Source organism: Rhodococcus sp. SJ-2 (assembly GCF_053750035.1).
Genome location: NZ_JBSMJG010000003.1, coordinates 17,544 through 42,735, shown reverse-complemented (window position 1 = coordinate 42,735; position 25,192 = coordinate 17,544). Strand labels below are relative to the sequence as shown.

Annotated in this window: 24 protein-coding genes and 1 pseudogene; 9 read left to right on the top strand and 16 right to left on the bottom strand. The window is 65.7% G+C overall.

Annotated features, from left to right (window positions below; all coding sequences use genetic code 11):
• Positions 1 to 2: 2 nt before the first annotated feature.
• The 4 genes from resB to ACSYG9_RS28145 are packed head-to-tail and all read right to left on the bottom strand — an operon-like array spanning position 3 to position 3,689.
• Entirely contained in the window at positions 3 to 1,625 is a 1,623-nt protein-coding gene (resB, locus tag ACSYG9_RS28160) for a cytochrome c biogenesis protein ResB (protein ID WP_440127915.1), read from the bottom strand.
• On the bottom strand, positions 1,622 to 2,440 hold the full coding sequence (locus ACSYG9_RS28155; RefSeq protein ID WP_440127916.1) for a cytochrome c biogenesis protein CcdA: 819 nt from the start codon (positions 2,438 to 2,440) through the stop codon (positions 1,622 to 1,624). The genes resB and ACSYG9_RS28155 overlap by 4 nt, the downstream gene beginning before the upstream one ends.
• Complete coding sequence (locus ACSYG9_RS28150) at positions 2,437 to 3,009, bottom strand: redoxin domain-containing protein (RefSeq protein WP_440127918.1); 573 nt, start codon at positions 3,007 to 3,009, stop codon at positions 2,437 to 2,439. Before ACSYG9_RS28150 ends, ACSYG9_RS28155 begins: the two co-directional genes overlap by 4 nt.
• Positions 3,010 to 3,056: 47 nt before the next feature.
• Positions 3,057 to 3,689 (bottom strand): redoxin family protein, encoded by a 633-nt coding sequence (locus tag ACSYG9_RS28145; RefSeq protein ID WP_440127835.1) that lies wholly within the window; start codon positions 3,687 to 3,689, stop codon positions 3,057 to 3,059.
• 306 nt (positions 3,690 to 3,995) lie between these two features.
• Here ACSYG9_RS28145 and ACSYG9_RS28140 point away from each other — a divergent pair, with 306 nt between their 5' ends.
• From ACSYG9_RS28140 to ACSYG9_RS28125, 4 genes are read left to right on the top strand one after another with little or no spacing between them, the layout of a single operon-like run.
• Positions 3,996 to 4,364, top strand: coding sequence for a metalloregulator ArsR/SmtB family transcription factor (locus tag ACSYG9_RS28140; RefSeq protein WP_440127836.1), 369 nt, complete (start codon positions 3,996 to 3,998; stop codon positions 4,362 to 4,364).
• On the top strand, positions 4,361 to 6,319 hold the full coding sequence (locus tag ACSYG9_RS28135) for a heavy metal translocating P-type ATPase (RefSeq protein ID WP_440127837.1): 1,959 nt from the start codon (positions 4,361 to 4,363) through the stop codon (positions 6,317 to 6,319). The genes ACSYG9_RS28140 and ACSYG9_RS28135 overlap by 4 nt, the downstream gene beginning before the upstream one ends.
• A complete protein-coding gene (lspA, locus tag ACSYG9_RS28130) occupies positions 6,316 to 6,831 on the top strand; it encodes a signal peptidase II (RefSeq protein WP_440127838.1) in 516 nt (171 codons plus the stop codon). The genes ACSYG9_RS28135 and lspA overlap by 4 nt, the downstream gene beginning before the upstream one ends.
• Positions 6,828 to 7,175: a DUF3703 domain-containing protein gene (locus tag ACSYG9_RS28125; RefSeq protein ID WP_440127839.1), complete on the top strand. Its 348-nt coding sequence runs from the start codon at positions 6,828 to 6,830 to the stop codon at positions 7,173 to 7,175. Before lspA ends, ACSYG9_RS28125 begins: the two co-directional genes overlap by 4 nt.
• A gap of 261 nt (positions 7,176 to 7,436) precedes the next feature.
• On the opposite strand, the gene ACSYG9_RS28120 is transcribed toward ACSYG9_RS28125, so the two are convergent.
• The 5 genes from ACSYG9_RS28120 to ACSYG9_RS28100 form a co-directional block, all read right to left on the bottom strand.
• Positions 7,437 to 7,880, bottom strand: a complete 444-nt coding sequence (locus ACSYG9_RS28120) for a hypothetical protein (RefSeq protein ID WP_440127840.1) — start codon at positions 7,878 to 7,880, stop codon at positions 7,437 to 7,439.
• Complete coding sequence (locus tag ACSYG9_RS28115; protein ID WP_440127841.1) at positions 7,877 to 8,488, bottom strand: helix-turn-helix transcriptional regulator; 612 nt, start codon at positions 8,486 to 8,488, stop codon at positions 7,877 to 7,879. Before ACSYG9_RS28115 ends, ACSYG9_RS28120 begins: the two co-directional genes overlap by 4 nt.
• Before the next feature lie 53 nt (positions 8,489 to 8,541).
• The gene (locus ACSYG9_RS28110) at positions 8,542 to 8,808 is read right to left on the bottom strand and encodes a hypothetical protein (protein ID WP_440127842.1); all 267 of its coding nucleotides are present in this window, start codon (positions 8,806 to 8,808) and stop codon (positions 8,542 to 8,544) included.
• Positions 8,809 to 9,325: 517 nt separating this feature from the next.
• Positions 9,326 to 10,231 (bottom strand): hypothetical protein, encoded by a 906-nt coding sequence (locus ACSYG9_RS28105; protein ID WP_440127843.1) that lies wholly within the window; start codon positions 10,229 to 10,231, stop codon positions 9,326 to 9,328.
• 159 nt (positions 10,232 to 10,390) lie between these two features.
• On the bottom strand, positions 10,391 to 10,807 hold the full coding sequence (locus ACSYG9_RS28100; RefSeq protein ID WP_422626344.1) for a hypothetical protein: 417 nt from the start codon (positions 10,805 to 10,807) through the stop codon (positions 10,391 to 10,393).
• A gap of 516 nt (positions 10,808 to 11,323) precedes the next feature.
• Between ACSYG9_RS28100 and ACSYG9_RS28095 the strand changes: the two genes are divergently transcribed.
• Positions 11,324 to 11,911 (top strand): recombinase family protein, encoded by a 588-nt coding sequence (locus ACSYG9_RS28095; RefSeq protein ID WP_440127844.1) that lies wholly within the window; start codon positions 11,324 to 11,326, stop codon positions 11,909 to 11,911.
• Between the two features lie 293 nt (positions 11,912 to 12,204).
• Positions 12,205 to 13,515, top strand: coding sequence for a pentapeptide repeat-containing protein (locus tag ACSYG9_RS28090; protein WP_440127845.1), 1,311 nt, complete (start codon positions 12,205 to 12,207; stop codon positions 13,513 to 13,515).
• Between the two features lie 828 nt (positions 13,516 to 14,343).
• Here ACSYG9_RS28090 and ACSYG9_RS28085 read toward each other — a convergent pair.
• The 3 genes from ACSYG9_RS28085 to ACSYG9_RS28075 form a co-directional block, all read right to left on the bottom strand.
• Positions 14,344 to 14,964: a recombinase family protein gene (locus ACSYG9_RS28085; protein ID WP_010596700.1), complete on the bottom strand. Its 621-nt coding sequence runs from the start codon at positions 14,962 to 14,964 to the stop codon at positions 14,344 to 14,346.
• Positions 14,965 to 15,081: 117 nt separating this feature from the next.
• Complete coding sequence (locus tag ACSYG9_RS28080) at positions 15,082 to 15,591, bottom strand: universal stress protein (protein WP_010596699.1); 510 nt, start codon at positions 15,589 to 15,591, stop codon at positions 15,082 to 15,084.
• Between the two features lie 25 nt (positions 15,592 to 15,616).
• Positions 15,617 to 17,146, bottom strand: a complete 1,530-nt coding sequence (locus tag ACSYG9_RS28075; protein WP_454843084.1) for an MFS transporter — start codon at positions 17,144 to 17,146, stop codon at positions 15,617 to 15,619.
• A 187-nt stretch (positions 17,147 to 17,333) separates the two neighbouring features.
• On the opposite strand from ACSYG9_RS28075, the gene ACSYG9_RS28070 reads away from it, so the two are divergent.
• Positions 17,334 to 18,002: a TetR/AcrR family transcriptional regulator gene (locus ACSYG9_RS28070; RefSeq protein ID WP_454843079.1), complete on the top strand. Its 669-nt coding sequence runs from the start codon at positions 17,334 to 17,336 to the stop codon at positions 18,000 to 18,002.
• A 68-nt stretch (positions 18,003 to 18,070) separates the two neighbouring features.
• Here ACSYG9_RS28070 and ACSYG9_RS28065 read toward each other — a convergent pair.
• Together ACSYG9_RS28065 and ACSYG9_RS28060 are read right to left on the bottom strand one after the other, a co-directional pair.
• Positions 18,071 to 21,086, bottom strand: a pseudogene (locus ACSYG9_RS28065) (Tn3 family transposase).
• Between the two features lie 198 nt (positions 21,087 to 21,284).
• Positions 21,285 to 22,226, bottom strand: a complete 942-nt coding sequence (locus ACSYG9_RS28060; RefSeq protein ID WP_454843078.1) for a GlxA family transcriptional regulator — start codon at positions 22,224 to 22,226, stop codon at positions 21,285 to 21,287.
• A gap of 107 nt (positions 22,227 to 22,333) precedes the next feature.
• Here ACSYG9_RS28060 and ACSYG9_RS28055 point away from each other — a divergent pair, with 107 nt between their 5' ends.
• Positions 22,334 to 22,645, top strand: a complete 312-nt coding sequence (locus ACSYG9_RS28055) for a putative quinol monooxygenase (protein ID WP_003941073.1) — start codon at positions 22,334 to 22,336, stop codon at positions 22,643 to 22,645.
• A 291-nt stretch (positions 22,646 to 22,936) separates the two neighbouring features.
• On the opposite strand, the gene ACSYG9_RS28050 is transcribed toward ACSYG9_RS28055, so the two are convergent.
• Positions 22,937 to 23,101 (bottom strand): hypothetical protein, encoded by a 165-nt coding sequence (locus ACSYG9_RS28050; RefSeq protein WP_156888995.1) that lies wholly within the window; start codon positions 23,099 to 23,101, stop codon positions 22,937 to 22,939.
• Positions 23,102 to 23,277: 176 nt separating this feature from the next.
• On the opposite strand from ACSYG9_RS28050, the gene ACSYG9_RS28045 reads away from it, so the two are divergent.
• On the top strand, positions 23,278 to 24,603 hold the full coding sequence (locus ACSYG9_RS28045) for an ISL3-like element ISPfr2 family transposase (protein WP_454843077.1): 1,326 nt from the start codon (positions 23,278 to 23,280) through the stop codon (positions 24,601 to 24,603).
• On the opposite strand, the gene ACSYG9_RS28040 is transcribed toward ACSYG9_RS28045, so the two are convergent.
• Entirely contained in the window at positions 24,534 to 25,130 is a 597-nt protein-coding gene (locus ACSYG9_RS28040) for a hypothetical protein (protein WP_454843076.1), read from the bottom strand. The genes ACSYG9_RS28045 and ACSYG9_RS28040 overlap by 70 nt on opposite strands.
• Between the last annotated feature and the right edge of the window lie 62 nt (positions 25,131 to 25,192).

The following is a 25,192-nucleotide window of genomic DNA, read 5'->3' as shown; positions in this document are numbered from 1 at the left end:
CGTTATCGGTCCTTCTGCGCAGGAAGAGCAGTGTCGGGAAGCAGGCGCTGGCAGATCGTGGTGAACTCCGATCCCCATCCGGCCTGATCGGTGCGGGCCAATCCGCCGAGTTCGAGGGCGGTGCCGGTGCCGTAGGGGCGCAGCCGCACCCAGATCCGGCGGCGCGTGATCACGAGTGAGGCCAGCAGACCACCCATCATCGTGATCGCGAAGACCAGCACCCAGTTCTGGGCGGGATCATGGGAGACCTGCAGATAGGAGAATTCTTCGGCGCCGTCGAACCGCACACTCGTGCCGTCGGCGAGTGTCGTCGACTCGCCGGGCCGCAGATTGACCCGGGCCTGTTTGACCAGCCGGCCCTGATTGATCATTTCGGAGTTCAGCGTGAAGATCGACTGCGGGATACCGGTGTCCAGACCGGTGTCGCCCTTGTAGATGTCGATGGCCACGGCCGGATCGCGCATGTCGGGAAACACCGAGGTCAGCAGGGTGCCGTCGAATGCTGCGGTGGGGGCGAACAACCCTTCGAGCGCAATCTGGTTGCGACGGCGCTCGTCCGGGTCCGGATAGGTACCGCCGGGCGGATCGAAACGCATGGCTCCGCTGCTGAGAAACGTGGTGGCGTCCTGCGGGGCGAACTGCAATGTTTCGGTGCGTTGCTGCCCGTCGGGGAAGGTCACGGTGAATCGGGGGGCGTAGCCGTGGCCGGTGAGGTAGACCCGTTCGTCACCGAGGCGCAGCGGTTCGTTGACCCGCAACCGGTGTTGCTGCCAGCGGCCGGTGCCCAGATCTTCTCCGCTTTGGTAGGAGATGTTCGAGGTGAACATTTCCGCCTGGCCGTTGTCGAGGTAGTCGGCGGAAAAGTCCTCGACCCTCAGGCAGAAGGGATCGAGTCCGGTGCCGTCGGTGGCGGTGCCGGCGCGGAACGAGTCGTACACCGCCGGGGAGGTGTTGCAGAACCCCGGGCCACCGTCGGCGATGACGATCACCGAGCCCTCGTAGCCGAGCAGTCGGCCGGCGGCCACCGCCACCAACAACCCCACCAGGGAGAAATGGAAGACCAGATTACCGGCCTCACGCAGGTACCCCTTCTCGGCGGAAATCTCCTGATTCCCGTCGTCGTCGGTGCGGGTGACCGTCCGCCAGCGCCGCAGCATGGTCTGTACCTGCGCGCCGGTGGCATCGACCGGGGTCTCGAGGAACCCCCGATGGTGATGCGGCAGGCGTGACAGATTGCGCGGTACCGCGACCGGAGCACTGCGCAGCGCGTGCAGATGCTCGCGCAGGCGCGGGAGCAGACACCCGATGAGCGAGATCATCAGAAGCGCGTAGATGGCGGTGAACCAGAAGCTGGCGAACACGTCGAACAGTTCGAGCCGGTCGAGGAGCGGGCCCAGCACCGGGCGGGCGGCGATGTACTCGTCGACCTTGCCCGCGTTGAGGTTGCGTTGCGGCAGCAGTGCCCCGGGGATTGCGGCGACGGCGAGCAGGAACAGCAGCACCAGGGCGGTGCGCATCGAGGTGAGTTGGCGCCACAGGTTCCGGGCGGCTGCGACTGCGCGCTGCCACGAAGAAGGTTGCGGGAGCGGCGGTGTCGGTGCCGGGTTCCGGTCGGTGACGGTCATATCGGTAGTACCGTGCTGGTGACGAACTCGTCGCGAATCCACGCGATGAACAGCTCCCATGCTCCGGTCAGCAGAGCGATGCCGACCCCGAGGAGCATCACGCCGCCGACGATTTGAATGGTGCGGGAATGTCGGCGAAGCCATCCGACGCTGCGTAGGGCCGAGGACGAGCCGAATGCCAAGGCGAGAAACGGCAGTCCCAGCCCCAGGCAGTACGCGACGATCAACACCACGCCGCGGGCGGCAGTGGTGCCTTCGGTACCGGCCGCCACGGACAGGACCCCGGCCAGCGTCGGTCCCAGGCACGGTGTCCATCCCAGCGCGAAGACCCCACCGAGCAGCGGGGCGCCGGCGAGCGAGGAAATACGCCGGGGCGCGAACCGCGTGTCTTTCTGCAGCGCCGGGATCAAGCCGATGAACGCCAGGCCCATCACGATGGTGACCACCCCGCCGAGACGTTGGAGCAGCTCCTGGTTGATCCGCAACGCCCCGATGACCCCGAATACCGAGGCGGTGGCCAGTACGAACACCACGGTGAAACCGGCGACGAACAAGCCGGCCGCTCCGGTGACCCGCCATCGGCCCGTGGTACGCACCGCGGTAGTGGTGGCCCGTTCCTCGGTGGTCAGCGCCGGTGCGTCAGCTCCGGAGATCCCGGCCAGATACGACAGATAGCCGGGAACCAGGGGCACCACGCAGGGGGAGGCGAACGAAATCAACCCGGCCAACACGCAGGCGCCCACCGCCAACAGCAGTGGCCCGGACGCGGCCGCCTCCTGGAAACTCGCACCGATTCCTTGAGCAAGCATGATCATTGTTCGGCCGCCACTCGTTCGATGACCGGTTGCAGGTCTTCGGTCAGCAGCGCCCGTAGGAACACCGCTGCGACGCGATGCTGCCGGTCGAGAACGAGCGTGGACGGGATGACGCTGGTGGGAAACGTGCCGCCGAGGGCGGTCAAGGTCGCCATCGGCGGGTCGTAGATCGAGGGATAGGAGACGTTGTTGTCGATCACGAAGTCCTGGGCCTTGTCGCGTTGCGGGTCGCGGACGTTGATGCCGAGAAACTGCACCCCCAGATCCCGGGTGGCTTCATAGGCGCGTTCGAGATCGTCGGCTTCGCTGCGGCACGGGGCACACCACTGGCCCCACAGGTTGAGCACGACCACCTCTCCGGCATAGTCGGCCAGATCGACGGTCACGCCGTCGGTCATCAGGTCCGGGCCGGACAGTGAGCCGACAGCGCCGCGTTCTGCCGGTGGATCGTAGAAGATGTCGGTCTGTCCGCCAGGGGCGACGAAATCGAAGGTGCCACCCTGGGCGACGGCGTCGGATCCGGTGCCGCACGCGCTCACCCCCACCAGCACCATCACGGCAAGGACCATTCGACCCAGCAGGCGACACACCTGTCCGCCTGCCGGGGTCGCGCCGGTCATCGCAGCAGCCCGTTCACCGCGGCACGGACCTGCCCGGGGTCGGAGAACACTGCGGGAGAGGCGATCCGGACCACCGAACCGTCCCGCTGCAGAAGGAAGGTCAACGGCAGCACGGGTGGGCCGGCCAGTGCCTGCTGCACCCGGCCGTCAGTGTCGGCGAACGAGGGGTAACCGATGCCCAGGTCGGTCATCAGCGCCGCGGCGGAGGACCCGGTGTCCTGCACGTTGACACCGATCACCCGCACCGCGTCGGGCTCGCGGGCGTAGGCGTCGAGCACCGGCATCTCCTCCCGGCACGGCCCGCACCACGACGCCCAGAGGTTGAGCAGAGCCGGTTCCCCGGCCAGAGCGCTCCCGAGATCGACGGATTGGTCCGAGCCCAGACACTGCACCGCGACGTCTGCCAGAGGTCCCTCGGCCTCGGCGGCCGTGCCGGTCGGACAGGGCGGTGTGGCGACCGGGCCGGGCGCGGCGCTGCGGGCCGGAGCGGGCAGCGCGGACACCGCCGTCGGATGTAGCCCGGAATCCGTTGGGGTCACGGCGTGGTCCTCCTGTCGGGGCCACAGCGCCACCATGAGCACGGCGATGGCGAATAGACATGCGATCGACCATGCAGTTCTGGCGGACATGGGCCCTCTTCCGTTGTCGTCCGACCGAAATACTACGTGAGATAGTATTTTGGTCGGACGCCGGTAGGCGGGCAGCGGGACGTGCCGCGCCGGGTTCTCGCGCGCCGAAAACGCAGGTAAAAGCTCGATTGTGCTGAGGCGCCCCTGCGTGCGCCTTCGTTTCGGGGTGGCGCGTCCGAACTGGCAAGGCGGACCCTGAATCGTCGCGGGCCCGTGGGGGCGTCAGCCGTGTGGCGCTACTCCGAGGCACAGCCCCGCGCCGCCTCCGCCCTACTCATATCGATGGAATCCGGTTATTATCGTCATATGACGATCAATGAAGTCGGTTGCCTCGCCGACGACGCAGTGAATCCGGCGGTAGCGTTGTTCCACAGCCTCTCCGACGGCACCCGCCTGGCCATCGTGCGCCGCCTCGCCGCCGGGGAATCCCGAGTAGCGGACCTGGTCGGCGAGCTGGGATTGGCGCAATCGACAGTGTCGGCGCACGTGGCATGCCTGCGGGACTGCGGCCTGGTGCAAGGCCGCCCGCAGGGCCGGCAGGTGTTCTACTCGCTGGCCCGACCGGAACTGCTCGACCTGCTGGCCTCGGCCGAAACCCTCTTGGCCGCCACGGGCAACGCCGTCGCGCTGTGCCCGAACTACGGCACCGACACCGACACGGGAGTGACGGCATGAGCGACGCATGTGGGTGCGGCCCCGACGAACCCCGCGTCGAGGGCGAAGACGACCAGGAGCCCGACAAGTGGTGGGAGGTCACCGAGATCCGGGCCGCTGCCGCCGCGGGTGTCCTGCTCATTGCGGCCCTGATCGTCCGCGTCACCGGTGGGCCCGACGCTCTCGGGACGGGCTTCGAGGCGGTGGCGCTGGTCGTCGCCGGCTACACCTTCGTCCCCTCGACCCTCAAGCGGCTGGCCCGCGGCAAGATCGGGGTCGGAACCCTGATGACGATCGCTGCCGTCGGCGCCGTGCTGCTCGGCGAGGTCGGCGAAGCCGCGATGCTCGCGTTCCTGTTCGCCATCAGTGAGGGCCTCGAAGAGTACGCGGTCACTCGCACCCGACGGGGCCTGCGTGCCCTGCTGAATCTGGTGCCGGACACTGCCACCGTCCTGCGCGGCGGCCGTGAACAGACCGTCGCCCCCGCGGAGTTGGGGCTCGGGGAGATCATGATCGTCAAACCCGGGGAGCGGCTCGCCACCGACGGCACCATCCGCACCGGGCGCACCGCCCTGGATACCTCCGCGATCACGGGGGAATCGGTGCCGGTCGAGGCCGGACCGGGCTCCGAGGTGTTCGCGGGGTCGATCAACGGCACCGGCGTGCTCGAGGTCGAGGTCACCGCCGGCGCGCAGGACAACTCGCTGGCCAAGATCGTGAAGATCGTCGAGGCCGAGCAGTCCCGCAAGGGCGAGGCCCAGCGCCTGGCCGACAAGATTGCCAAGCCCCTGGTGCCGGGGGTGATGGTCGCCGCGGCGTTGATCGCCGCGATCGGCAGCGTATTCGGTGATCCGCTGGTGTGGATCGAACGCGCACTGGTAGTGCTGGTCGCTGCGTCCCCGTGTGCGCTGGCGATTGCGATCCCGGTGACCGTGGTTGCCGCGATCGGCGCCGCCTCCAAGCTCGGTGTCCTGGTCAAGGGCGGTGCCGCCCTCGAAGCGTTGGGCCGGATCCGCACCGTCGCACTGGACAAGACGGGCACCCTGACCCGCAACCGCCCCGAGGTCATCGACGTCGCCACCACCGGCGGCGCCACCCGCGCCGACGTCCTCAATGTCGCCGCTGCGCTCGAGGCCCGCAGTGAACATCCCCTCGCTGCAGCGATCCTCGCCGCCGTCGACGACTACACCCCCGCCGAGGACGTCGACGCGGTCCCCGGTGCCGGACTGACCGGTCACCTCGGCGGCATTCCTGCCCGTCTGGGCCGGCCCGGGTGGATCGACCCGGGCCCTCTGGCTGCCGATATCGAGCGGATGCAGCACGCCGGAGCCACTGCGGTGCTCATCGAACGCGACGGTGCCCTGATCGGGGCGATCGCGGTGCGCGACGAACTGCGTCCCGAAGCCCGCGACGTCGTTGCGGGGCTGCGCCGCGACGGTTACACCGTGGCGATGCTCACCGGCGACAACGAGCGCACCGCACGAGCGTTGGCCGCCGATGTCGGTATCGACGAGGTGCACGCCGATCTGCGTCCGGAGGACAAGGCCCGCATCATCGACAGCCTCCGCGGTACACGGCCGACGGCGATGGTCGGCGACGGCGTCAACGACGCCCCGGCCCTGGCCACCGCCGATCTGGGGATCGCGATGGGCGCGATGGGCACCGACGTGGCGATCGAGACCGCCGACGTCGCGCTGATGGGTGAGGACCTGCGGCATCTACCCCAAGCCCTGCAGCATGCCCGACGATCACGAACGATCATGTTGCAGAACGTCGGCCTCTCGCTCGCGATCATCACCGTCCTGATGCCCCTGGCCCTGTTCGGGGTACTCGGCCTGGCGGCGGTCGTCCTGGTTCACGAGGTCGCCGAGATCGTCGTGATCGCCAACGGGGTCCGCGCCGGACGTGCCCGAACCCTCACCGCCGCCACACAATCGACAAAGATGCCGGAACCGGCCACCGGAGTCAGGTCATGACGTTGGATGACAGCTCTGCCACACCCTCGGGTGCCCCGGCCGGGCAGCGTCGCAGACGCGGCAGTCTCGTAATACTCGCCGGCGCGCTGGCTGCTCTTGCGCTGATCCTCGATCCGGTGGCACGCGACGCGCTAGCCGGTGGGCGGGCACTCGATCTCGGTCTGCTGCAACTGCGCCTGACCTACAACACCGGGGTCGCATTCAGCCTCGGCGATCAGCTCCCCACCGCCGTCGTTCTCACCGTCACCGCGGCCATCACCGCGGCGATCGCTGTGTACGCCTGGCGCACCGCACCCCACAGTCATCCGCTCCAGACCCTCGGTCTCGCCGCGATCGTCGCCGGCGCCACCGCCAACGTCATCGACCGCTTCCTCGACGGCAAAGTCACCGACTATTTCCACACTGGATGGTTTGCCACCTTCAACCTCGCCGACACCTACATCACCTGCGGTGTCGTCCTCGTTTTCGGCGCACTGCTCCTCGACTCCACCAGGAAGGACTCCACGCCATGAGCCGAATGCCCGACTCTCTACGCACGGTCTACATCGCGGAAATGACCGCCGCCCGCCACACCGACGACAACACCGCACGCTGGCACCACCTCGAACGCGCCCACATCCTGTCCCAGCCCTACCCCTGGCCGCACACGCGTAACCACCTCGCCATGCTCGGCCTCGCACTGCGCCAGCGCGATCGCCGCGAGGCCATGGGCCAGGTCATCAGGATCCTGGTCGCCGCCCCCGGCTCAGCGATAGGTCGCTACCCCGAAGGAAACACCGGACGTACTGCAGCGGGGTTGATGACCCCGATGCCGATCCCCGACGATCTGGCCTCACTGCTCACTCGGCCCGCCTGAAACCGACCCGCTCGCAGCGGCTGTGCCACATCGAAACGACGACATCTCCGGCTAGTTGACCGCCTCCAGCGCTTGTTCCTGCACCGTCCGCTTTGCCTCGGCTCGACAGCGCCGGTGCAGAGCGGCTGTGCACATGTGCTGGGCGCCATGGATAACCGCTCGGCGAAAGGAAATGACGCGGCATATCAGAGTCGCAGGGCTCGATCCTCCCTCTCACCGCCGAGTTGAGGCGAACGCGAATCCGGCTACCACCACGGCACGTCAACCAGCGGCGTTCGCTCCCTGATCGTCGGGGGTGACGTGGACATCGCCGGGGCGAAGCAGTTTCAGGATGGGACGGTCGAGGCCCAGTTTGGCCGCGGACTGCGTGATGGACTCACGGAGGTAGGGATAGACGGACATCACCCCGACGCGTTCGACGAATTCGGCGACGACGGTGTCGGGAGCTTCGATCGGCTCGTGCAAAGTGAACACGGCCGACGCGTCGGTCAGGTATTCGCCCCCGGCGCCGGCGACAGTAGCCCGGCAGCGGATCTCGAAGACGAATTCCTCACGGCGTAGCGCGATCTGGATGTCCAGGGGGTTGTCCTCGCCGTCCGGGGTGCGTCGCGCATAGGTTTCGTAGAAGACGATGTCGGTGAGTTCGGCGAGCTCGAGCAGCTCGCGGGCGTCGGTGACCGTGCGAGGTTGCGGGGTCGCGCTCATATGGCGAGGGCGTAGCTCGACTGGAAGCTCTCCCCAGCCCAGTGCTGGTGGGGTGCGCTGACGGAGGGGGCGTACAAGGCAGTGGCCCGTTCGCCGGACAGGGTCACATGCCCAGCGAACGTCGCCGAGCGCGTCGGAGTCTGCAGCAGGGCAGTGTCGATGCGGGCATGCTCGGCGATCGAAGGAAACTTCAGGTCCTCGATGTCATGTCCGTGTCGCCGGAGCCAAGCGACGACATCGCCCCACAACCAGACCCCGCCACCGACCAGGTTGACCGGGGTGGGGAAAGGGTCGGACTGCATACGTTCCCCGCGCACCCAGTTGCCGACCGCCTGGCGTGAGACATCGGCACGGTCAGCGATGTCCTGGCGGGTGACCATGTCCGGGTAGGACCGCACTGGCGAGAGCCCACACGCGGACAGTACAGCTGCCGCGGACAGGGCCGCGGTGACCGCGTCGGCGCCCTCCGCCGTGACGGTCGCGAGGGTGAGACCGCTGTGGGACTCGACCACAACGTCCAGATGCTCCTCGACCATCGCGACACGGTCGTCACCCGGGCCGGTGAGGTCCGGGGTCACGAAAATAAGCTCGAATTCGGTCGGGGACATGCTTCCAGCATGCGCATTTCCGCATCTGTTGTCAATTGGCAACAGGGTTGATCTCACTTCATCAGTTCGTGCCGATCCGGGCAGCGTGATGCGGAGCGCTTCACCCGCTTGGCGGCGTTTCCCGGGTTCCTCGACGTTCCTGGCAGCGTGATGAAGTTGGCCCGACCGTCGATACACGGGCAGTACACCGCGTACTTGTGACCCTGTGCCCGCAGGCGCCACCCTTTGTTCTTCACGAGGTCCTCGACCACGGCGTAGACCTCCTTGTCGAGTGAACCTCGTGCGTCCTTGAGGCTGACCTCGTTCCACGCCTCACCCACGCGTCGGCCTCACTGGTACGACAGGGCGGTGGAGTTCGTGGGTGCGCGTTCCAGGTCTCCAGCACTCACCGAGTTCGGGGTCGATCGGAATGCCACCCTTCATGTCGTCCGGCCGCCGCGGCCAGGGCCGCACGTTCCCGGTCGTCTTGCGCTGCGTGGACAGTGTAGGGTTCGGCGCCGTCATCGAGAGTGCGTCGGTCCGTCACCCATTCGGGGTGTTCTCTTTCTGGGTGCCGCCCAGCAGAGCGTGGACCGTTCGACCCGATGATCTGCGTGCGAGGCGCACCGCACCATGTGAACACCGATTGAAACTTTAGAAGCGTCAATGGATCACACGATTGGTGCGATGAGAACAACAACCCGTATCGCATCGTGGAGCTGTCCAGTGGGTGACCACGGTGAGCGCAAAAAACCATGGACATTGTCGACTCATTCACGACTGAAGGCTGCTCGAGCCCCGTCGACATAGGTTGGCGAAAAACGTCGCGGCGGGCCAAGGCCCGCCGCGACAACAGTCCTACGCGATACGCTGGTCGCCGTCGGGCGGCGTCCACTTCATGTCGACGAACTGCTTGAACTCAGCGATGAGATCGTTGTTGTTCTCATGAGCTCGACGAGTGACATCGAGGTTGGTGACTCGGCCGCGTCCCAGCCCCGGCACGGTCTTCAACTGATCTTTCGGCGTCTTGAGCAGCTTGCCTGTGCTCAGTGGTACCGCCCGCTCGAGCTGGGCGTAACCCAGCACCTTCGTCTCGTAATAGCGAGAGGCAGACATCAGCAGATTCTGACGTGCCCATCCCTGGGGAACGAGAAGAAGAGGTTTGCCAGCTGCAACGGGAAGCTCGAACGCTTTGACAACCCAGCCGCGAGTTGAAGAATCCCACGCTTGGCACCCGAACGTCTCTACTCGATGCTCACCGGCCGTGAACTCCGGGTATTGATCCACCATGTAGGACGTGAACTCGGCCAGCGCGTCGAAAATGATACGTGTCGTGATGTCCGATGTGATGTCCTTGTCGATGCCCTCTATGAAGAGCGGCAACTCCTCGATCTCTTTGAAAAGACCAAGCACGATGAAGGCCTTGAGGTCTTCATTGAGTGACCTCCAGATCCAGGATCCGACTTCGCTAGCGCCGCCATGGCCGCTGAACCCACTCTTTGCAAGACCCAACCGGGTTTCCCATGGCTCGGGAAACTGCTCAAGAAGCCACAGTCCGCGCCGGACGTCTCCTCGGGTGACGCAATCGAGGACTTCCTCGAAGAACGTCTCGGTGCACTCGTTCGCCTTGACCGCGAAGGGATCCGCTCGCTGGTGGAGTCGAATGGCCCGTGGATCAAGGAACCACTTGTTGTCGACAGTGACATCGACATCCAGGAACGGTACGGGACCAGTGATCCCGTACGCGCTGGTGATAGGAGCCATGAGGCCCTCCTCATCAGGTAGTTGGCCCGAGGATGAGGAGTAGAGACACGCGTCCCTAGGGACTCCGCTACGCTGGAGAAGACTTGCACAGTCATCAACCGCGTCCTCGGACCGGTTACTGGTCTGGCCCCGCGCCAACGGGACCAGGCCAGAAGTCTTTTAAGAGTCGTCGCCCTCCGAATGGTTATCCGTAGTGCGTTTCGAGCGGTTCCCCACGATTTCTATGCTCGGACCCTTGAGGTCTATGCAAAGCATTCCGTCTTGCTCGTATGGCTTGTATCGGCGGCTGATGGTCGTGTCAATGTCATAGAACTGCGTAAACGCAGTCGCCGACATGATGACCTGTCCTGTGTCTTTCCGCGCAGACTGAGGCCGAACCGTGTATGCGTGCGGTTGATCGGATTCACGCAACGCAATGACCTGGTTGTCCTTGTCGAACAGGAGCTCCACCGACGAGGGCTCTCCAATGAGCTTGTGTGCGGCCTTGTTGATGGAGAAGATTCCACGCTTCTGGATGGTCACACTGGGAGCTTTCGCCAGTGGGGCCATCCTCTTGTCGAACACTTCGAATCCCATTACTCCTCCTACCTTGAGTTGAGTGTACCAAACGAGGTGCACCAACTACGTTGTTGAACGACCTCTTGAAGTCGTGATGAATTTTTTCATCGCATTTTCAAAAGTTGCGGGACCGTAGGTTTGAGGTTTCAACGGTTAGTCGATTGGGGCGCGACTTCGTGTATCGGCGCCGTCTGTTCGGACGCACGACGGCCGCCGTCGACGGGATGTCCACGGAACGAATCCGGTAGGGCTTCTAAGTCGGCCAGGTCGCCGACCAGAGCATCGGACGCTCGATTCTGGACAGACTCGCATCGGGCCCAGCTCTCTTCCGCCTTCTGTTTGCATTTTCTGATCGCGTTCATGACAACGATTCCTGCGGCGAGAAGGTGTCCTGTAAGACGATCCTCCACCAGCACACCCGAAACGGCCCCGCCCCCGAACGCCATCACAGATCACGGCCTCGAAGGGTGTGCTGGTTAACCGTCCTGCATGTCGGTCCCGGATAGGCGGCCTATGACGGACTATCGTCGCCTGGTGACCGAAATCCTCATCGGGTACGCCCGATGCTCCACTCAAGGCCAAGATCTGCGAGCGCAGCGCACAGCGCTCAAACGCCTCGGCGTCGATCCGGACCGGATCTACACCGACAAGGGCTACACCGGCCGCAACCGCCTACGACCCGGTCTGCGCGAAGCACTGGCCGCGTGTCGCACCGGTGACACGTTGGTCGTGGCGAAACTCGACCGGTTGGGTCGTTCCGCCGTCGATCTGCGCGCCATCGCCGACGAACTCGAGGCGAAAGGCACCCGGTTGAGCATCGGTGGGTCCATCCATGACCCCACGGACCCGACCGGCAAGCTCTTCTTCGGCATGCTCGCATTGATGGCCGAGTTCGAGTCCGACTTGATCAGGGCCAGGACGAAGGAAGGAATGGCCGAGGCCAAGAAGGCCGGCCGACTCAAAGGCAAGCAGCCGAAACTCTCGGCTCTGCAACACAAGCGACTGCTCGACGACTACGAATCCGGTCAGTACAGCGCCGCGCAGCTTTGTGAGATCAGTGGGCTCTCGAGGTCGGCGATGTACGCGGCGCTACGACGCGCAAGAGTGGAAGCCACCGTCTGACGATTAACGCCAGGGCATGGACAAATACCACCCGATAGAAGAGCTGATCGAACCAGCACGATCAGATCCATGCCTGCGATGTACGTAACCCTGCGTACGAGTCAGAAGCGAGCCCTAGTCGCCATTACTCTCTATCTTCACTGTGCGGATTCGGGGTCCGCGATCGATTAGGAGGCTTGCGTTTGAATCAGCTGGATCGGCACCGACGACCTCAACGCACCTGGACAACAGTCCAACACACGTCGCCGTCGGCAATTTTCGGACTTGCTGCCGGAGCCTTCATCGTCGCTGTTTTGCTGGTTCTGCTGGTAGCCGAGTGGTCAACTCCGGATGGAGTTGCAGTGCTCAGTGCGGACCTTGCCGGCATCGGCCGAACCGTCGGATTGATCTGCGCCGCGGCGGTCGCTGTCCCTGGTGTGCTGCTTGCTTACCGTCGACAGAAGTCTCTTGACGACTCGAACAATCTCAAAGCCGAAGCGGACTACCGCGCTGCCGGTAAAGACTACGACGACCGGCGCGACGGCATCATCCGTGATCGCCGGGCGCGCTTCGATTCCATTGCAGAACAACTCGCTGCACCGGCCTTGATCATACGATTGACAGGGGTCTCGGCGATGGAGGCTCTTGCCGACGAGTGGCTTAACGACTTCGATATCGACGAAGATCAGCGACGGCGTGAAGCGCATGCATGCGTGAACGTGCTGTGTAGCTACGTACGTTCTCCCTTCGACTCTGCTGTCGGGATCGACCGGCCAGCGAGCCTTAAGAAAAAGGTGGAGAAGGACAGCAAGACCGGGTCGGAGGAACACCACGAGTACCTGATGAACGACCGTGAAGTGCGCGAGACCATCGTGCGGATACTCGCCTCCCACCTCCGGAATCTCCCGGTGGTGCCTTCGGTGCGACGATATCCCGGTCCGTGGAGCTACATGGACCTCGACCTCGCTGGTGCCTACCTTCATAACGCCGAATTCGCAGGATGCGTGTTCGGTGGGCATGTCACATTTACAGGCGCACGCTTTACCGGAGACTGGGCCTCATTCCGGCTCGCCGAGTTCTCTGGCCGAACGGTAACATTCGCAGACGCTGTCTTCGACTGCTCAAATACCTCATTTGAAGGGGTGCGATTCGCGGGCGGGGATGTATGGTTCTCGAACACTGTATTTAACAATTCAGGAGCTTGCTTCAACGATCTAGAGTCCACCGGCGGGATCGTGAGGTTCGTTCGTACCGGGTTCAACGGGGATACGGTTGAGTTCCGAAATGCCTTGTTTGCAGGCGATGGTGTCATTTTCGGATCAGCACGGTTCCTCGACTGCGTGAATATAGATTTCACCAAAGCGAGGTTCATCGGAAAGCTCGCTCAGCTCAGCCCACAGTTCCGAGATGCGGCTTTAGTTACTTTTAGGGAAGCTCTGTTCACAGCTGACCAAGTACGTTTTACCGGAGTAAGGTTTAAGGATGTAATTGTCGACTTTTGTGGGTGCGATTTTTCGTTGGCCCAAAACCTCCCCGTGGGAGAGCATACTTATGATGACAAGACGGTATTCCCGGCATGCGAAATAGTTCCACCGAAGGGCTGGGTGAAATTGGTGAACAAATAGGGACCGCAGACCAGTCAACCGCGGAACGGAGTCTCACTCGTCTCGACTCGAACATCAGAAAATGACCATTGGCGAAGCATCCTCGCCAACGACTCTGCGCGAAGCTTCTGGTCAGGGCTGGGGCCTACCCAAACCGACTCCACTAGCTTTCCCGAGTACAGGAAATCGTCAGTGGGATCATAGAGGTTGGTGTACGGAGTGCATCGCAGTTGCAGGTAAGGAATCAGCATCCCGTCCGCCGAGATGCGGAAATCACTCTTTGTGTAGTCGTGGCCGGCCGAGTAGATCAGGCGCCACTCGGTCTCCGCTTCGAACGCGGGGTGCTTGAACTGGGCAAGGCACTCTACGATTCGGCGGACAGCCCCGGCGTAATTGCTCGGATTGACGGCTCTTCCCAGATGAGGGTGTAGGTCGGTCGGGCGCGTCGGTCCGCAGATAGACGTCGAGGTCTCCCGACGATGGAGGTTCCTACGCCATCCATCCGAAAGACCTCGACGTGACCGACGCAACCCCGCCGGCCGGCTTCGGCCGCCCTGACCTGACCGCCTTCGCGGCTCATCCCAATCGACCCTGATCGGGTCTGCTGACCCCCTCGACGAGAACGCAGCGACATCACAGCCACCCAACCCCGACCGTCCGGGAAGCTGGGGCACGTCACACGGCCTGTGCTGCGGGCGTGTCGAGTGGGTCGTCCAGGGGCGACGCAGGAGCGTCGACGCGACGTGCTGAGAGGTGGGGGTTCCGGTAGTAATCGCGCGGAAAACAACACATATGGCTGGACCAGCGACGATGCCGTCGTGATCGGCTCGGGCGGTGCGCTGGTTTGCGTCAGATGCGGGGTGGGGCGGGGCTGCTGATGATGCGGTGGATGGTGGAGCGACCGACGCTGTATTCCTCGGCGAGGTCGGCCAGGCTGGCGTCGTCGCCGGGGTCGTGGTAGCGGCGGTGGATCGTTTTGCGTGCTGCGAGAGGCAGTTTCGGCTGTTTGCCCTTGAGGCGGCCCTTGGCGCGGGCCTTGGCCATGCCTTCACGGGTGCGCAGGTGGCCCAGGTTGGCCTCGAATTCGGCGACCATGGCCAGGGTTTGCAGGAAGAGTTTGCCGAACGGGTCGTTCCAGTCGTAGACGGAGCTGCCGAGCCCGAACAGGACATCGCGCTTGCGCAGGTCGGTGAGGATTTCTCCGGCTTCGGCCATGTTGCGGGCGAATCGGTCGAATTTCGTTGTGGTCAGCACGACCTGCCGCCCGCTGACGGCCGCCGCTGCCGAGGTCACTGCGGCGAGCGCGTTGTCGAGGCCCGTGCGGTTGCGGCGGGTGGTGCCGGAGAACCCGGTGTCGATGAAGATCCGGTCGCGTGGAACGCCGAGAGTGAGGAGTTGGTCGGTTTGGATCTCGACGTCTTGTTCATCGGTGGAGCAACGGCAGTATCCGACGCGGAACGGTTCACCCATACCCGGAATTGTTCCGGATAGCGGGGGTTGAGCGGGACGGTACGCGGAACACCTCTACGGAACACCTGCGAGCTGGGCGGCAGTCCGCGGATCGTGGTGTTCCGGTGGCCGATCGGCTTACGGGACAGTCGTCGAGTGCCGGTCTGCGGGGTTCGGTGGCAGGTGGGGTGGATTGTCGGGCGGGGCGTGGACGATGAGGATGTCGCAGTGGGCGTGGCGGGCGAGTTCGATGGGCAGGGTGGGTAGCCAGCGGGCCAGCAGCGGGTGGCGGTGGGGGTGGCCGGTGACGATGAGGTCGGTGCCGGTGGTGGCGGCCAGGTGCAGCAGGGCGTGCAGGGTGGGTGGGGCCAGGATGTGGGTGGTGATGTCGGTGGCGCCGTGGGCGGTGGCGTGGTGGCGGGCGGTGCGCAGGATCGTGTCGGTGGGGGTGGTGCCGCGGAGTTGGTAGGCGTCGGGTCCGAGCCGGTCGAGGTCGGGGCCGAGGGTGTGGGCGTCGATGTCGTGGCGGGCGCACAGGATGAGCAGGCGGGCGTGGCTGGCGCGGGCGAGTTCGGCGGCGTGGTCGATCACCCGGTAGGAGCGGTCGGAGCCGTCGGTGTCGACGAGGATGGTGTGGTAGGCCGTCATGACGACCTCCCTTTCACGGTGAGTATCAGCTGTGGGGGTCCTGCAGTGTGGATGCCGGTTCGCGCACCGTGGTCGTGGTCGTGGTGGGGGTGGGCCGGGGTGTGCGTCCGGGGGCGAGGATGGCCAGCGCGAGTGCTCCGGCCGCGGTGATGGCCGCCAGCGCGAGCGCGGCCTGGGTGCTGCCGTGTACGAACGCGGTCTTGGCGAATTCGGCCAGTGGCTGGGCGGCGGGTCCGGCGCGGTCGGCGACCTGCAGGGCGGCGGCGAGGGAGTCGGCGACCGGGCCGCGAGCGGGTTCGGGCAGCTGGGGCAGGGCGGGTTGGATGTGGTGGGTGTATCCGGCGGCGAGCACGCTGCCGGATACGGCGATTCCGATGGCCGCGCCGATCTCGCGGGCGGCGTCGTTGACGGCGGCGGCGACACCGTGTTTGGCCACGGGGGTGTCGGCGACGATGGCGTAGGTGGCCGGGGCGGTGCACAATCCCAGCCCGGCGCTCAGGATCAGCAACGGCCACAACAGGTCTGGGTAGTCGGCGGCCAGGGTCAACCGGCTCACCAGGAAGAGTCCGGTCGCGATGGCGAGCAGCCCGGTGACGGTCATCGCCCGCAGCCCGACCCGGCTCGACAGCCACGGCGCGATCACCGAGATCGCCACCAGCGGCACCGCCATCGGCACCAGGCCCAGCGCCGAACCGAGCGGCCCGTACCCGAGGATCAATTGCAGGTATTGCACCAGCAGCAGGAACACCCCGAAGGTGACCAGGAACTGGATGGTCACCGACAGTGACCCGGCCCCGAACCCCCGCCGGGCGAACAACCGCACATCCAGCAGCGGCGCGGCGACCCGCAACTCCATGATCACGAACACCACCGCCGCGGCGACACCGAGCGCGAGGGTGGGGGTCACGAGCGGGTCGAGCCAGCCGCGCGCGGGGATCTCGACGCAGGCGAACACGATCGCCGCGATCGCGACCGCCACCGCGACCGCGCCCGCCCAGTCCACCGGCGGGTGTTCCCGCTCGCGGGATTCGGCGATGGTGCACGCCAGCGCGGCCAGCACCACCCCGGCCACGGTCAGTCCCACGAACACCGATTCCCACGACCACCGCGCCAGCAGCAGTCCCGAGCCGAGGATCCCGAGCACCGCACCGGACCCGGCGACCCCAGCCCACACCCCGACCGCGCGCCCGCGATGCGCTTCGGGCAGCCCCGCGGTCAGGATCGACAGGGTCGAGGGCATCACCAGTGCCGCGCCCGCGCCCGCCGCCGCGCGGGCCGCGATCAGCCACACCGGCCCCGACATGAGCAGCGGCAGCGCCGAGGCCACGGAGAACACCGCCAGGCCCGCGATCAGCACGACGCGGCGCCCGTAGCGGTCACCCACCGCGCCGGCGGGCAGGACCAGGCACGCCAGGATCAGGGTGTAGCCGTCGACGATCCAGGTCAGCTGCGATTGGGTCGCGCCGGTCGCGACCGCGATCAGCGGCAACGCCGAGTACAGTGCCGCCATCGCCGCGACGACCAGGGCCACGGCCAGGCACGACACCGTCAGCATCCACCACTCGGCCCGCGCCAGCACACTGTGCCCGCCGGTCGTTTCCGGTGCGTTCACCGGCACCTCCCATACGACGAAACCATCGGTATCGCTTCGCTACCATCAGTATCATAGGCGAGAGTGGTTACGATAGAGTCGAAATCGGACACATTCACCGCCGCCCGTTTCCTTGGAGGTCTTCCCGACCATGACCGCCCGCGACCAAGCCGACACCGGACCCGCCGCGCCCCACTCCGGCACCGGTGAGGAGGGCGAGGGTCTCGATCAGGCTGATCCGCGGCTGGCGCGCTCGCGGGCCCGGTTGCTCGATGCGGCCACCCATCTGCTGGCCACCGGCGGTATCGACGCGGTCACCATCGACGCGGTCACCCGCACCTCGAAAGTCGCGCGCACCACCCTCTACCGGCACTTCGGCAGCAGCACCCGCCTGCTCGCGGCCACCTTCGAACGCCTACTCCCACGCGTGGACACCCCACCGGCCGACGGGCCCGTGCGCGAGCGGTTGATCGCGTTGCTCACCGCCCAAGCCGACCTGATCGACAATGCCCCCCTCCAGCTGACCACCCTGTCCTGGCTGGCCATGGGATCCATCGCCCCCGATCCCGCCGACACACCCCCTGACTGGGCCGCGGTGACCTCCCTGCGCGCCCAGGTCATCCGCCGCTACCGCGAACCGTTCGACCACATCCTCACCAGCCCTGAGGCCCGCGCCGTCCTCGGTGACCTCGACACGACCTTCGCCATCATCCAGCTGCTGGGCCCGATCGTCTTCGCCCGCCTGACCGGGCTGCACAGCATCGATCACGACGACTGCGCGCGCCTGGTCGACGACTTCCTCACCGCCCACCGCGGGTAGTCGGCAAAAGCCCTGCCACGCTGCCCGATCGCCTCGTCTGCGCACCCCGGCGCGCGGTCGGGTCGGATTCAGAACAGGGTGTCGCGGACCCGCAACGGCCGGTAGCCGGTGGGTCCGAGCTGAGCCAACTCGGCGTCGATGTCGACCTCGATCGCGCCGAAGAAGTTGATGTTGGCGCTGTGCGCGGGCGAGATGTGGGCCAAGACCTCCTCGTCGATGCGCCGCCCAGCCCGGCGCATCTGCTCGACCGCCAGCCCGTAATACTCGGTGGTCCAGGTGATGAGGGCGTTGGTGACCAGGGTCAGACACCATGCCTGCTCGGTCTGGGCTTCCAAGTGACGGGCGCGGAAGGCTCCTTCGTGGGCATAGAGGAGGCCACGTTTGAGGGCGTGGATGGATTCGCCCTTGTTGAGCTGGCGCGAGATCTTGCGCCGGTAGTCAGGGTCGGTCAGATACCGGCAGGCATAGATGGTGCGGCGCATCGCCCCGTACTCTTTCAATGCTGCGGCGAGGGCGTTCTGTCTTCCCGACGCCGAGAGCTTGCCGACCAGCAGCGAGGCGGTGGCGTGCCCGAACTTCAGCGATCCGGCCAGCCGCAGCAGGTCGTCGTAATGCTCGGCGATCAGGTCCAGGTTCAACTTCCGTGTCAGCAGAGCGCCGGCGTGCGGGAACAGGGTGTCGGCCTCGGCGCGCGGCACCGGCCGGTACAGGGTGATCTTGCCCAGATCCCGGATACGCGGGGACAGCTGCATCCCCAGCAGATCGAACAGCGCGAAGTTCACCAGGGTGACCCCGTGAGTATCGGTCGCATGCTCGGTGACTGGCAGATCCGTTGCGTTGCCGAGGATTTCGTCCAGGACGTAGTGGGCTTCGCGGCGGGTGGTAACGATGACCTTGGTGCCGTAGGTGGTGTGCTGATCGGTGACGTGGGTATAGGTCGACAGGCCCTCCTCGGCGAAGAAGTGATTCACCGCACGGGCGGTGACCGATTTGCCGCGCGTCGGGAACCTCTGCCCGTCCGATGACGAGAGTGTGCCGGTGCCGAACACCGTGGTCAGTGGCAGTCTCTGGTGGTAGCCGATGATCGCCAGGTTCGCCGCGCGCAGCGTCTCCTCCCGCACATACCACTCCGCGGTCCAGGACAGAATGTCGTAGGAGATCCCCGACGCCGCAGCCATATTGGTGAGACCGAGGTTCGTCGAGTACGCCAGCAGCACCGCGATCAGATTGCGTTTCAACTCCGGGCTCCGCGTCTGCTTGCCGCCCGCGTGGGTGAAACAATCCAGGTAGCCGGTGCGCTTGTCCATCTCGATCAGCACCGACACGATCGGCGCGAACGGCAGCATCTCGGTCAGCTCGGCCTTCAACTCGATGGCCTCGGTCGGAATGTCCTCGGCGCTCAGCGGGGAGATCACCAGATCACCGGTCTCGTCCAAGCGCACCGGCCCGTCACCGGCGGCGAGCATCTGCTCCAGCTCACCGACCGCCGTCAACCACTCGTCGGTGAGCGCGGCCAACGCGGCGGCCGGGTCGGCGGGTTTGTCGACCAGGCGGCAGAATTCGGCTCGCTGCGGCTCCCATTGGGTCGGGGTGAGCAGGTAGGCGGCCGGGTCGGCGTAGCGGCGTGATCCGGGCACGAACACGTCCCCGGTACGCAGCCCGTCCCGCAACCCGAGCAGCACGCACAGCTCCCAAAAGTGACGATAGGCAACGGTATTGCCGGTCTTGCGGGCCTCCTCGAGATAACCGCGCCACTTGGTCGGCACGAACCCCGCCGGTGCGTCGTCGAACACCTTGCGGCGACCGGTCGCGTTGAGTTCGCGCAGCATGTCCACCGCGATCAGCAACTCCGTCGCCCGCCGTACCACCGGAGAACCGGACCGCCGACAACACCGCCGGAGTGAACTTCCTCAGATACGAATACGAACTATCGAGAGCGGCCAGATGCCCGTGATCACGCGGCAACCGCGGCTGGGCCTGCGCAATCGCCGCACGCAACCGCTCCAACCCGATGCTTCCGCCCCGGATCAACCCGCCCACATCCTCATCAGGGATCTGCGGGTCGATGAGGATGGATAGGAGGTCATCCAGCAGCGCTTGCCGGTCCTCCCCGGTCTTCGCCCGGTCGGCCAGTTGCTCGCGCATCCGGTTCTCCGCGGCACTGAACTTCCCCGACAGCGCCTGATCGAACAACGCCACCACCTCATCGAGCACATCAGCGGCCGACTGCGCCAGCACCGTCAACAAGATCGGATACCGGCGCTGCGGATCGCGACGCTCCAACGCCTGCCCGGTCAGACGGCGGCCCAGCATGGCCAGGAACCGGCGACGCTCAGTCGGCAACACCGACAGATCAAGAGTGTCCGCGCCCAAACCGCGCACGAACTCCAGCTTCTCGACCTCGTTGCGCACAGCGGCTGTCGACGCCTCCACCGGAGGCGTCGACAGCCACCGCAACCGAGACATCCGGATCGAGACATCGGTGACCAGCAAGCCGTCCAACTCCGCGCAGCGTTGCGGCGTCAGCTCATGCGCCAACCGGTCGTAGGTCTCTCGTTGGGCCTGCTCACGCGCGTGCACGACGCGGCGGACCACGGTGTCGGGGCTGGGCCGGATCACCCGCGCCGAGATCAGATACTCACACCCCAACCGAAACAGCAGGGTCGGGGAATCGTGCTCCATCGCCCGCGCCAACAGGAACTCGTCGAGTTCTTTCAACTCCATCGCACCCGCGCTCTGCCAGCTCAGATACTGGGCCACCAGGTGCAGATGCGCGGTGCGGGTCTGCGCCCGGCGGCCGTACGAACGGATCTGCGACGCATCGACTTTCAGCTGATCCGCCAACCGTGCCACCACCACCGGCGGCGCGGCGGCGACCTTGTCCGGCACGAACCCCAGCCACGGCAGCGTGCACAACGCCACCGCCAGACCGAGCTGATCCTCCGGACCACGCCCCCGCCCCGGCGCGACGAACGCGATATCGGCCGACGTCAGCGTGAAGAACCGGAACAGCTCCTCGCGGCTGACTTCTGGAAACTCCCGCAGACGCGCCAACTCCTCAGCCGCGAATACCTGCGTCGCCATGAAACCCGACCTCCAGCACACCGACCAACCTCATCGGCAGCCAAGCCAAGCACCTACCGCACCCGCCCGCAGCCCGAACCGATCACAACACCATCGCCGCTGGTCCAGCCATATGTGTTGTTTTCCGCGCGATTACTACCGGAACCCCAGGTGGTTCCAACCGAGCGCTAGGACACTGGCTACAGGCATGGCGATAGGTCAGGAACGGCGTCGCTCCCTGCGCAGGAGGGAGCGCAGAGTCTCGGCGTTCGCGTAGCCGACCCGTAGCGCGATCTCGGCGGAGGTGAGGTCCGTGGTTGCTGAGAGGTGCCGAGCTCGTTCGATGCGAAGCCGTTGGACGAAGCCGAGCGGAGTGAGGTTGAGCGCCGCACGGACTCGTCGTTCGAGGGTGCGCCGGCTGGTGCCGAGCGACTGCGCGACGAAGGCGACGTTGAACGGTTCGTCCAGGCGGGCGCGCACGAAGCGTTCGAACTCGACGACGATCGGGTCCTCGTGCCGGAGATGTTCGTAGGCGACGAAGGCCGCCTGCGACGGGCGCTCGTCGATGATGAGGAGCTTGGCGACATGTTGGGCCAGGTCGGGGCTGATCGATCGCACGAGTGAGAGCGCGAGGTCGATGTGGGCGAACGCGGCGCCGGCGGTGACGAGGTTCCCGTCGACCACGACCATGGTGTCGAGATCGAGGGCGACGGTCGGATAGCGCTTCAGGAACTCCGGCCCCAGGAACCAGCTGGTCGTCGCCCGCCGATGATGCATCCGTCCGGTCTCGGCGACGGCGAACACGCCGGTGCACGCCGCGGCGATCCGGGTGGTCGCCTCGTCGAGGCGCCCGAGCGAGGCGATGACCGAACGAGCATCTCGGCTGTGGAGGGCGTCGTGGGTAGCGGCGGCCGTGAGGGTTCCAAGCGCAGGGACGACGACCACGTCGAACTCTGCGGACTCCGACAGCGGGTGGTCCACCGACAGGGTCATCGATGCCGTCGTGGTCACTCGCCGTTTCGGTCCGAGGATGGCGAGTTCGATCGGGTCGATCCGCGGGTCGATATCGCTGCGGGCTCCGTCGGCCACCCGCACGATGTCGATGATCGACGCGATAGCCGAACCGAAGCAGCCGTCGATCGCGATCAGTCCGATACGCATGACGTAAACAATAGCAATACTGCCGTATACGCCACTCCCCACCGGCCCTCGCTCGTCATACGCTGAACTCGTCCCACGAAGAACCCCGATTTCAAGGAGAGTCCCTCATGTCCACACCCGCATCACTTCCGTATGCCTTCGTCGCCAAGATCGTCGCGGCCGATGGACAGCACGACGCGCTCGCCGATCTGCTCGCCGGCGCTGTCGCGCTCGCCAACGAAGAAGTAGGAACGATTGTCTGGTTCGCGGTCAGGACCCACGCCGACACCTTCTGGATCTTCGATGCATTCCCCGACGAGGCCGCTCGCGACGCCCACGCCAACGGCGCCATCGTCGCAGCCCTGATGGCCAACCAGCACCTCCTCGGCGCAGCACCCGAGATCCTGGCGGCCGACGTCCTCGCGTCCAAGCTCCCGTAGTCCGCCAACGCACGAGACGATCGCGCCCCGCCGAGCCGTCGCCAGGTCGCGACGCAACGCCACGCTGCGTTGCCGAGCGGTGCGAGGCCTATCGGCACACGGACAGGATGCCGGCCGCGAGCGCTCAGCCGGCGAGGGGTCCGTCGCAGAGGAGAGCGACGTCGGTGTCGGGCAGAGCCGTGAGGCCAGCGCATCGCGCGACCACCAGAACCGAACCGCCCCTGCCCTGCGTTTCCGCAGGTCAGGGGCTGTTCGCCGGAGCCGCCTGTCGGAATCGAACCGACGACCTAATCACGTCGGCTTTGCGTCTATCGCCTGATGCGCCCACTGGGCGAACGAGCCGCTGACCTGCGCAAACGCCGAGCGTGGGGGACGCCGCCATCCGGTGGTGACCGACGACGACCGACCAGTACCGACCGTTTCACCGGAGCTTGCGGCGGCGTCGAAGCCGAGCAAGCTCCATTCCTTTAGCTCACCGCGCCCTCCTCCTCGCCGGTCCCGTCTTCGTCGAAGACGTTTCAGGGGTCTTCTCAGATGCCGGTGTAGGTCGGCCGGGCGCGTCGGTCCGCAGATAGACGTCGAGGTCTCCCGACGACGGAGGTTCCTACGCCATCCATCCGAAAGACCTCGACGTGACCGACACAACCCCGCCGGCCGGCTTCGGCCGCCCTGACCTGACCGCCTTCGCTCGACTCGACGGCCTCGGTCTGAGCGTGACCGGACAACGACTTGAACCGGATCGTGCGGTCCTAGCGTGCCGCGTGGTGGAACCAGATCAGTGGTGCCGACGGTGCGGCAGCGAAGGCGCTGCTCGTGACACCGTGATCCGGCGGTTGGCCCACGAGCCGCTGGGCTGGCGACCGACCGTGCTGGAAGTTGTAGTGCGCCGCTACCGCTGTGCCGACTGCGGACACGTGTGGCGCCAAGACACCAGCGCCGCTGCGGAGCCACGCGCGAAGCTCTCGCGCACCGGGCTGCGGTGGGCGCTGGAAGGGATCGTGGTCGCACACCTCACCGTCGCCCGTGTCGCCGAGGGACTCGGGGTCGCGTGGGACACCGCCAACAACGCGGTCCTGGCCGAAGGCAAGCGGCTGCTGATCAACGACCCCACGCGGTTCGAGGGCGTGAAGGTCATTGGCGTCGATGAGCACGTCTGGCGCCACACCAGGCGTGGCGACAAGTACGTCACCGTGATCATCGACCTCACCCCGGTCCGCGATGGCGCCGGCCCAGCAAGGCTGCTGGACATGGTCGAGGGCCGGTCGAAGGCGGCGTTCAAGACCTGGCTCGCCGACCGCGACGACGCCTTCCGTGACGCGGTCGAGGTGGTCGCGATGGACGGCTTCACCGGGTTCAAGACCGCCGCTGCAGAGGAGATCCCGGACGCGGTCACGGTGATGGATCCCTTCCACGTCGTGCGCCTGGCCGGTGACGCCCTCGACAGGTGCCGGCGCCGGGTCCAACTCGCGATCCACGGGCACCGTGGGTTCAGGGACGACCCGCTCTACAAGTCGCGGCGCACGCTGCACACCGGCGCGGACCTGCTCACCGACAAGCAGAGCGACAGGCTACGCGCGCTGTTCGTTGATGACGCTCACGTCGAGGTCGAGGCGACCTGGGGTGTCTACCAGCGCATGATCGCCGCCTATCGCCACGAGGACCGGCAACGTGGCCGCGAGCTCATGAAGAAGCTGATCACCGACCTCAGCGCCGGCGTCCCCAAGGTGCTCACCGAGCTCACCACCCTGAGCCGGACCCTGAAGAAGCGAGCCGCTGACGTGCTCGCCTACTTCGAACGACCCGGCACCAGCAACGGGCCGACCGAGGCGCTCAACGGACGGCTCGAACACCTGCGCGGCTCCGCACTCGGGTTCCGCAACCTGACCAACTACATCGCCCGAAGCCTGCTCGAGACCGGCGGCTTCAGACCCCAACTCCTACACCCCCGATTGGGATGAGCCGGATTGACGATCTCCTTGGCTGCTGTTTCGATGAAGCTGTGGTCGATCTTGTACCGAACTTTGAAGAGTTGTGAGCCATCAAGAAAGCCAACACCCATTGTCGGAACCTTAAACGACTTGAGGATCTCCGCGGGAAACTCGATGGAGTACCCGTTGCCGCCGTACCCGCGCCACTGACTGAGAAGATCTGGCTCCTCGCAGAAACTGGTTACGTAGGCCGTATGGGGTGAGTTATCGACATTCGGATCGACGAAGTCTCCCTTGCGGACACGATTCGCCAGTTCATGAATGCGCGTTGCGTGGGCTGCTTCGGCGTGATCGACCAACTCAGACATCGCCGTCGCAAGAATTTCGGCGGCGAAGGTCAACTCCTTTGCATCGTTGAGGTAGCGGGCGTCAGTGGCCCACAACGTCAACGAACGGGTCTCCGGAATCTCCCATCCCTCGAATCTACGGGGCGCAAAGATCCCCATCAGGCCCGTGGCCGTGGTGTAGTGATGCAACGTCTCCGGCATGTCGACCATGAATCGAATCCTAAGAGCTGCTTCCGACATCCTGAGATCGAGCCCAACCAGACTCGGCACGC

Coding starts and splice junctions, on each gene's coding strand:
- ACSYG9_RS28145 (WP_440127835.1), bottom strand. CDS start 3,689: ATGTCCGCCAGAACTGCATGGTCGATCGCATGTCTATTCGCCATCGCC.
- ACSYG9_RS28055 (WP_003941073.1), top strand. CDS start 22,334: ATGTCCACACCCGCATCACTTCCGTATGCCTTCGTCGCCAAGATCGTC.
- ACSYG9_RS28105 (WP_440127843.1), bottom strand. CDS start 10,231: ATGGCTCCTATCACCAGCGCGTACGGGATCACTGGTCCCGTACCGTTC.
- ACSYG9_RS28070 (WP_454843079.1), top strand. CDS start 17,334: ATGACCGCCCGCGACCAAGCCGACACCGGACCCGCCGCGCCCCACTCC.
- ACSYG9_RS28075 (WP_454843084.1), bottom strand. CDS start 17,146: ATGCTGACGGTGTCGTGCCTGGCCGTGGCCCTGGTCGTCGCGGCGATG.
- ACSYG9_RS28100 (WP_422626344.1), bottom strand. CDS start 10,807: ATGGGATTCGAAGTGTTCGACAAGAGGATGGCCCCACTGGCGAAAGCT.
- ACSYG9_RS28085 (WP_010596700.1), bottom strand. CDS start 14,964: ATGGGTGAACCGTTCCGCGTCGGATACTGCCGTTGCTCCACCGATGAA.
- lspA (WP_440127838.1), top strand. CDS start 6,316: ATGACGTTGGATGACAGCTCTGCCACACCCTCGGGTGCCCCGGCCGGG.
- ACSYG9_RS28120 (WP_440127840.1), bottom strand. CDS start 7,880: ATGAGCGCGACCCCGCAACCTCGCACGGTCACCGACGCCCGCGAGCTG.
- ACSYG9_RS28155 (WP_440127916.1), bottom strand. CDS start 2,440: ATGATCATGCTTGCTCAAGGAATCGGTGCGAGTTTCCAGGAGGCGGCC.
- ACSYG9_RS28125 (WP_440127839.1), top strand. CDS start 6,828: ATGAGCCGAATGCCCGACTCTCTACGCACGGTCTACATCGCGGAAATG.
- ACSYG9_RS28150 (WP_440127918.1), bottom strand. CDS start 3,009: ATGGTCCTTGCCGTGATGGTGCTGGTGGGGGTGAGCGCGTGCGGCACC.
- ACSYG9_RS28060 (WP_454843078.1), bottom strand. CDS start 22,226: ATGCGTATCGGACTGATCGCGATCGACGGCTGCTTCGGTTCGGCTATC.
- ACSYG9_RS28140 (WP_440127836.1), top strand. CDS start 3,996: ATGACGATCAATGAAGTCGGTTGCCTCGCCGACGACGCAGTGAATCCG.
- ACSYG9_RS28080 (WP_010596699.1), bottom strand. CDS start 15,591: ATGACGGCCTACCACACCATCCTCGTCGACACCGACGGCTCCGACCGC.
- ACSYG9_RS28115 (WP_440127841.1), bottom strand. CDS start 8,488: ATGTCCCCGACCGAATTCGAGCTTATTTTCGTGACCCCGGACCTCACC.
- ACSYG9_RS28040 (WP_454843076.1), bottom strand. CDS start 25,130: ATGGTCGACATGCCGGAGACGTTGCATCACTACACCACGGCCACGGGC.
- ACSYG9_RS28135 (WP_440127837.1), top strand. CDS start 4,361: ATGAGCGACGCATGTGGGTGCGGCCCCGACGAACCCCGCGTCGAGGGC.
- resB (WP_440127915.1), bottom strand. CDS start 1,625: ATGACCGTCACCGACCGGAACCCGGCACCGACACCGCCGCTCCCGCAA.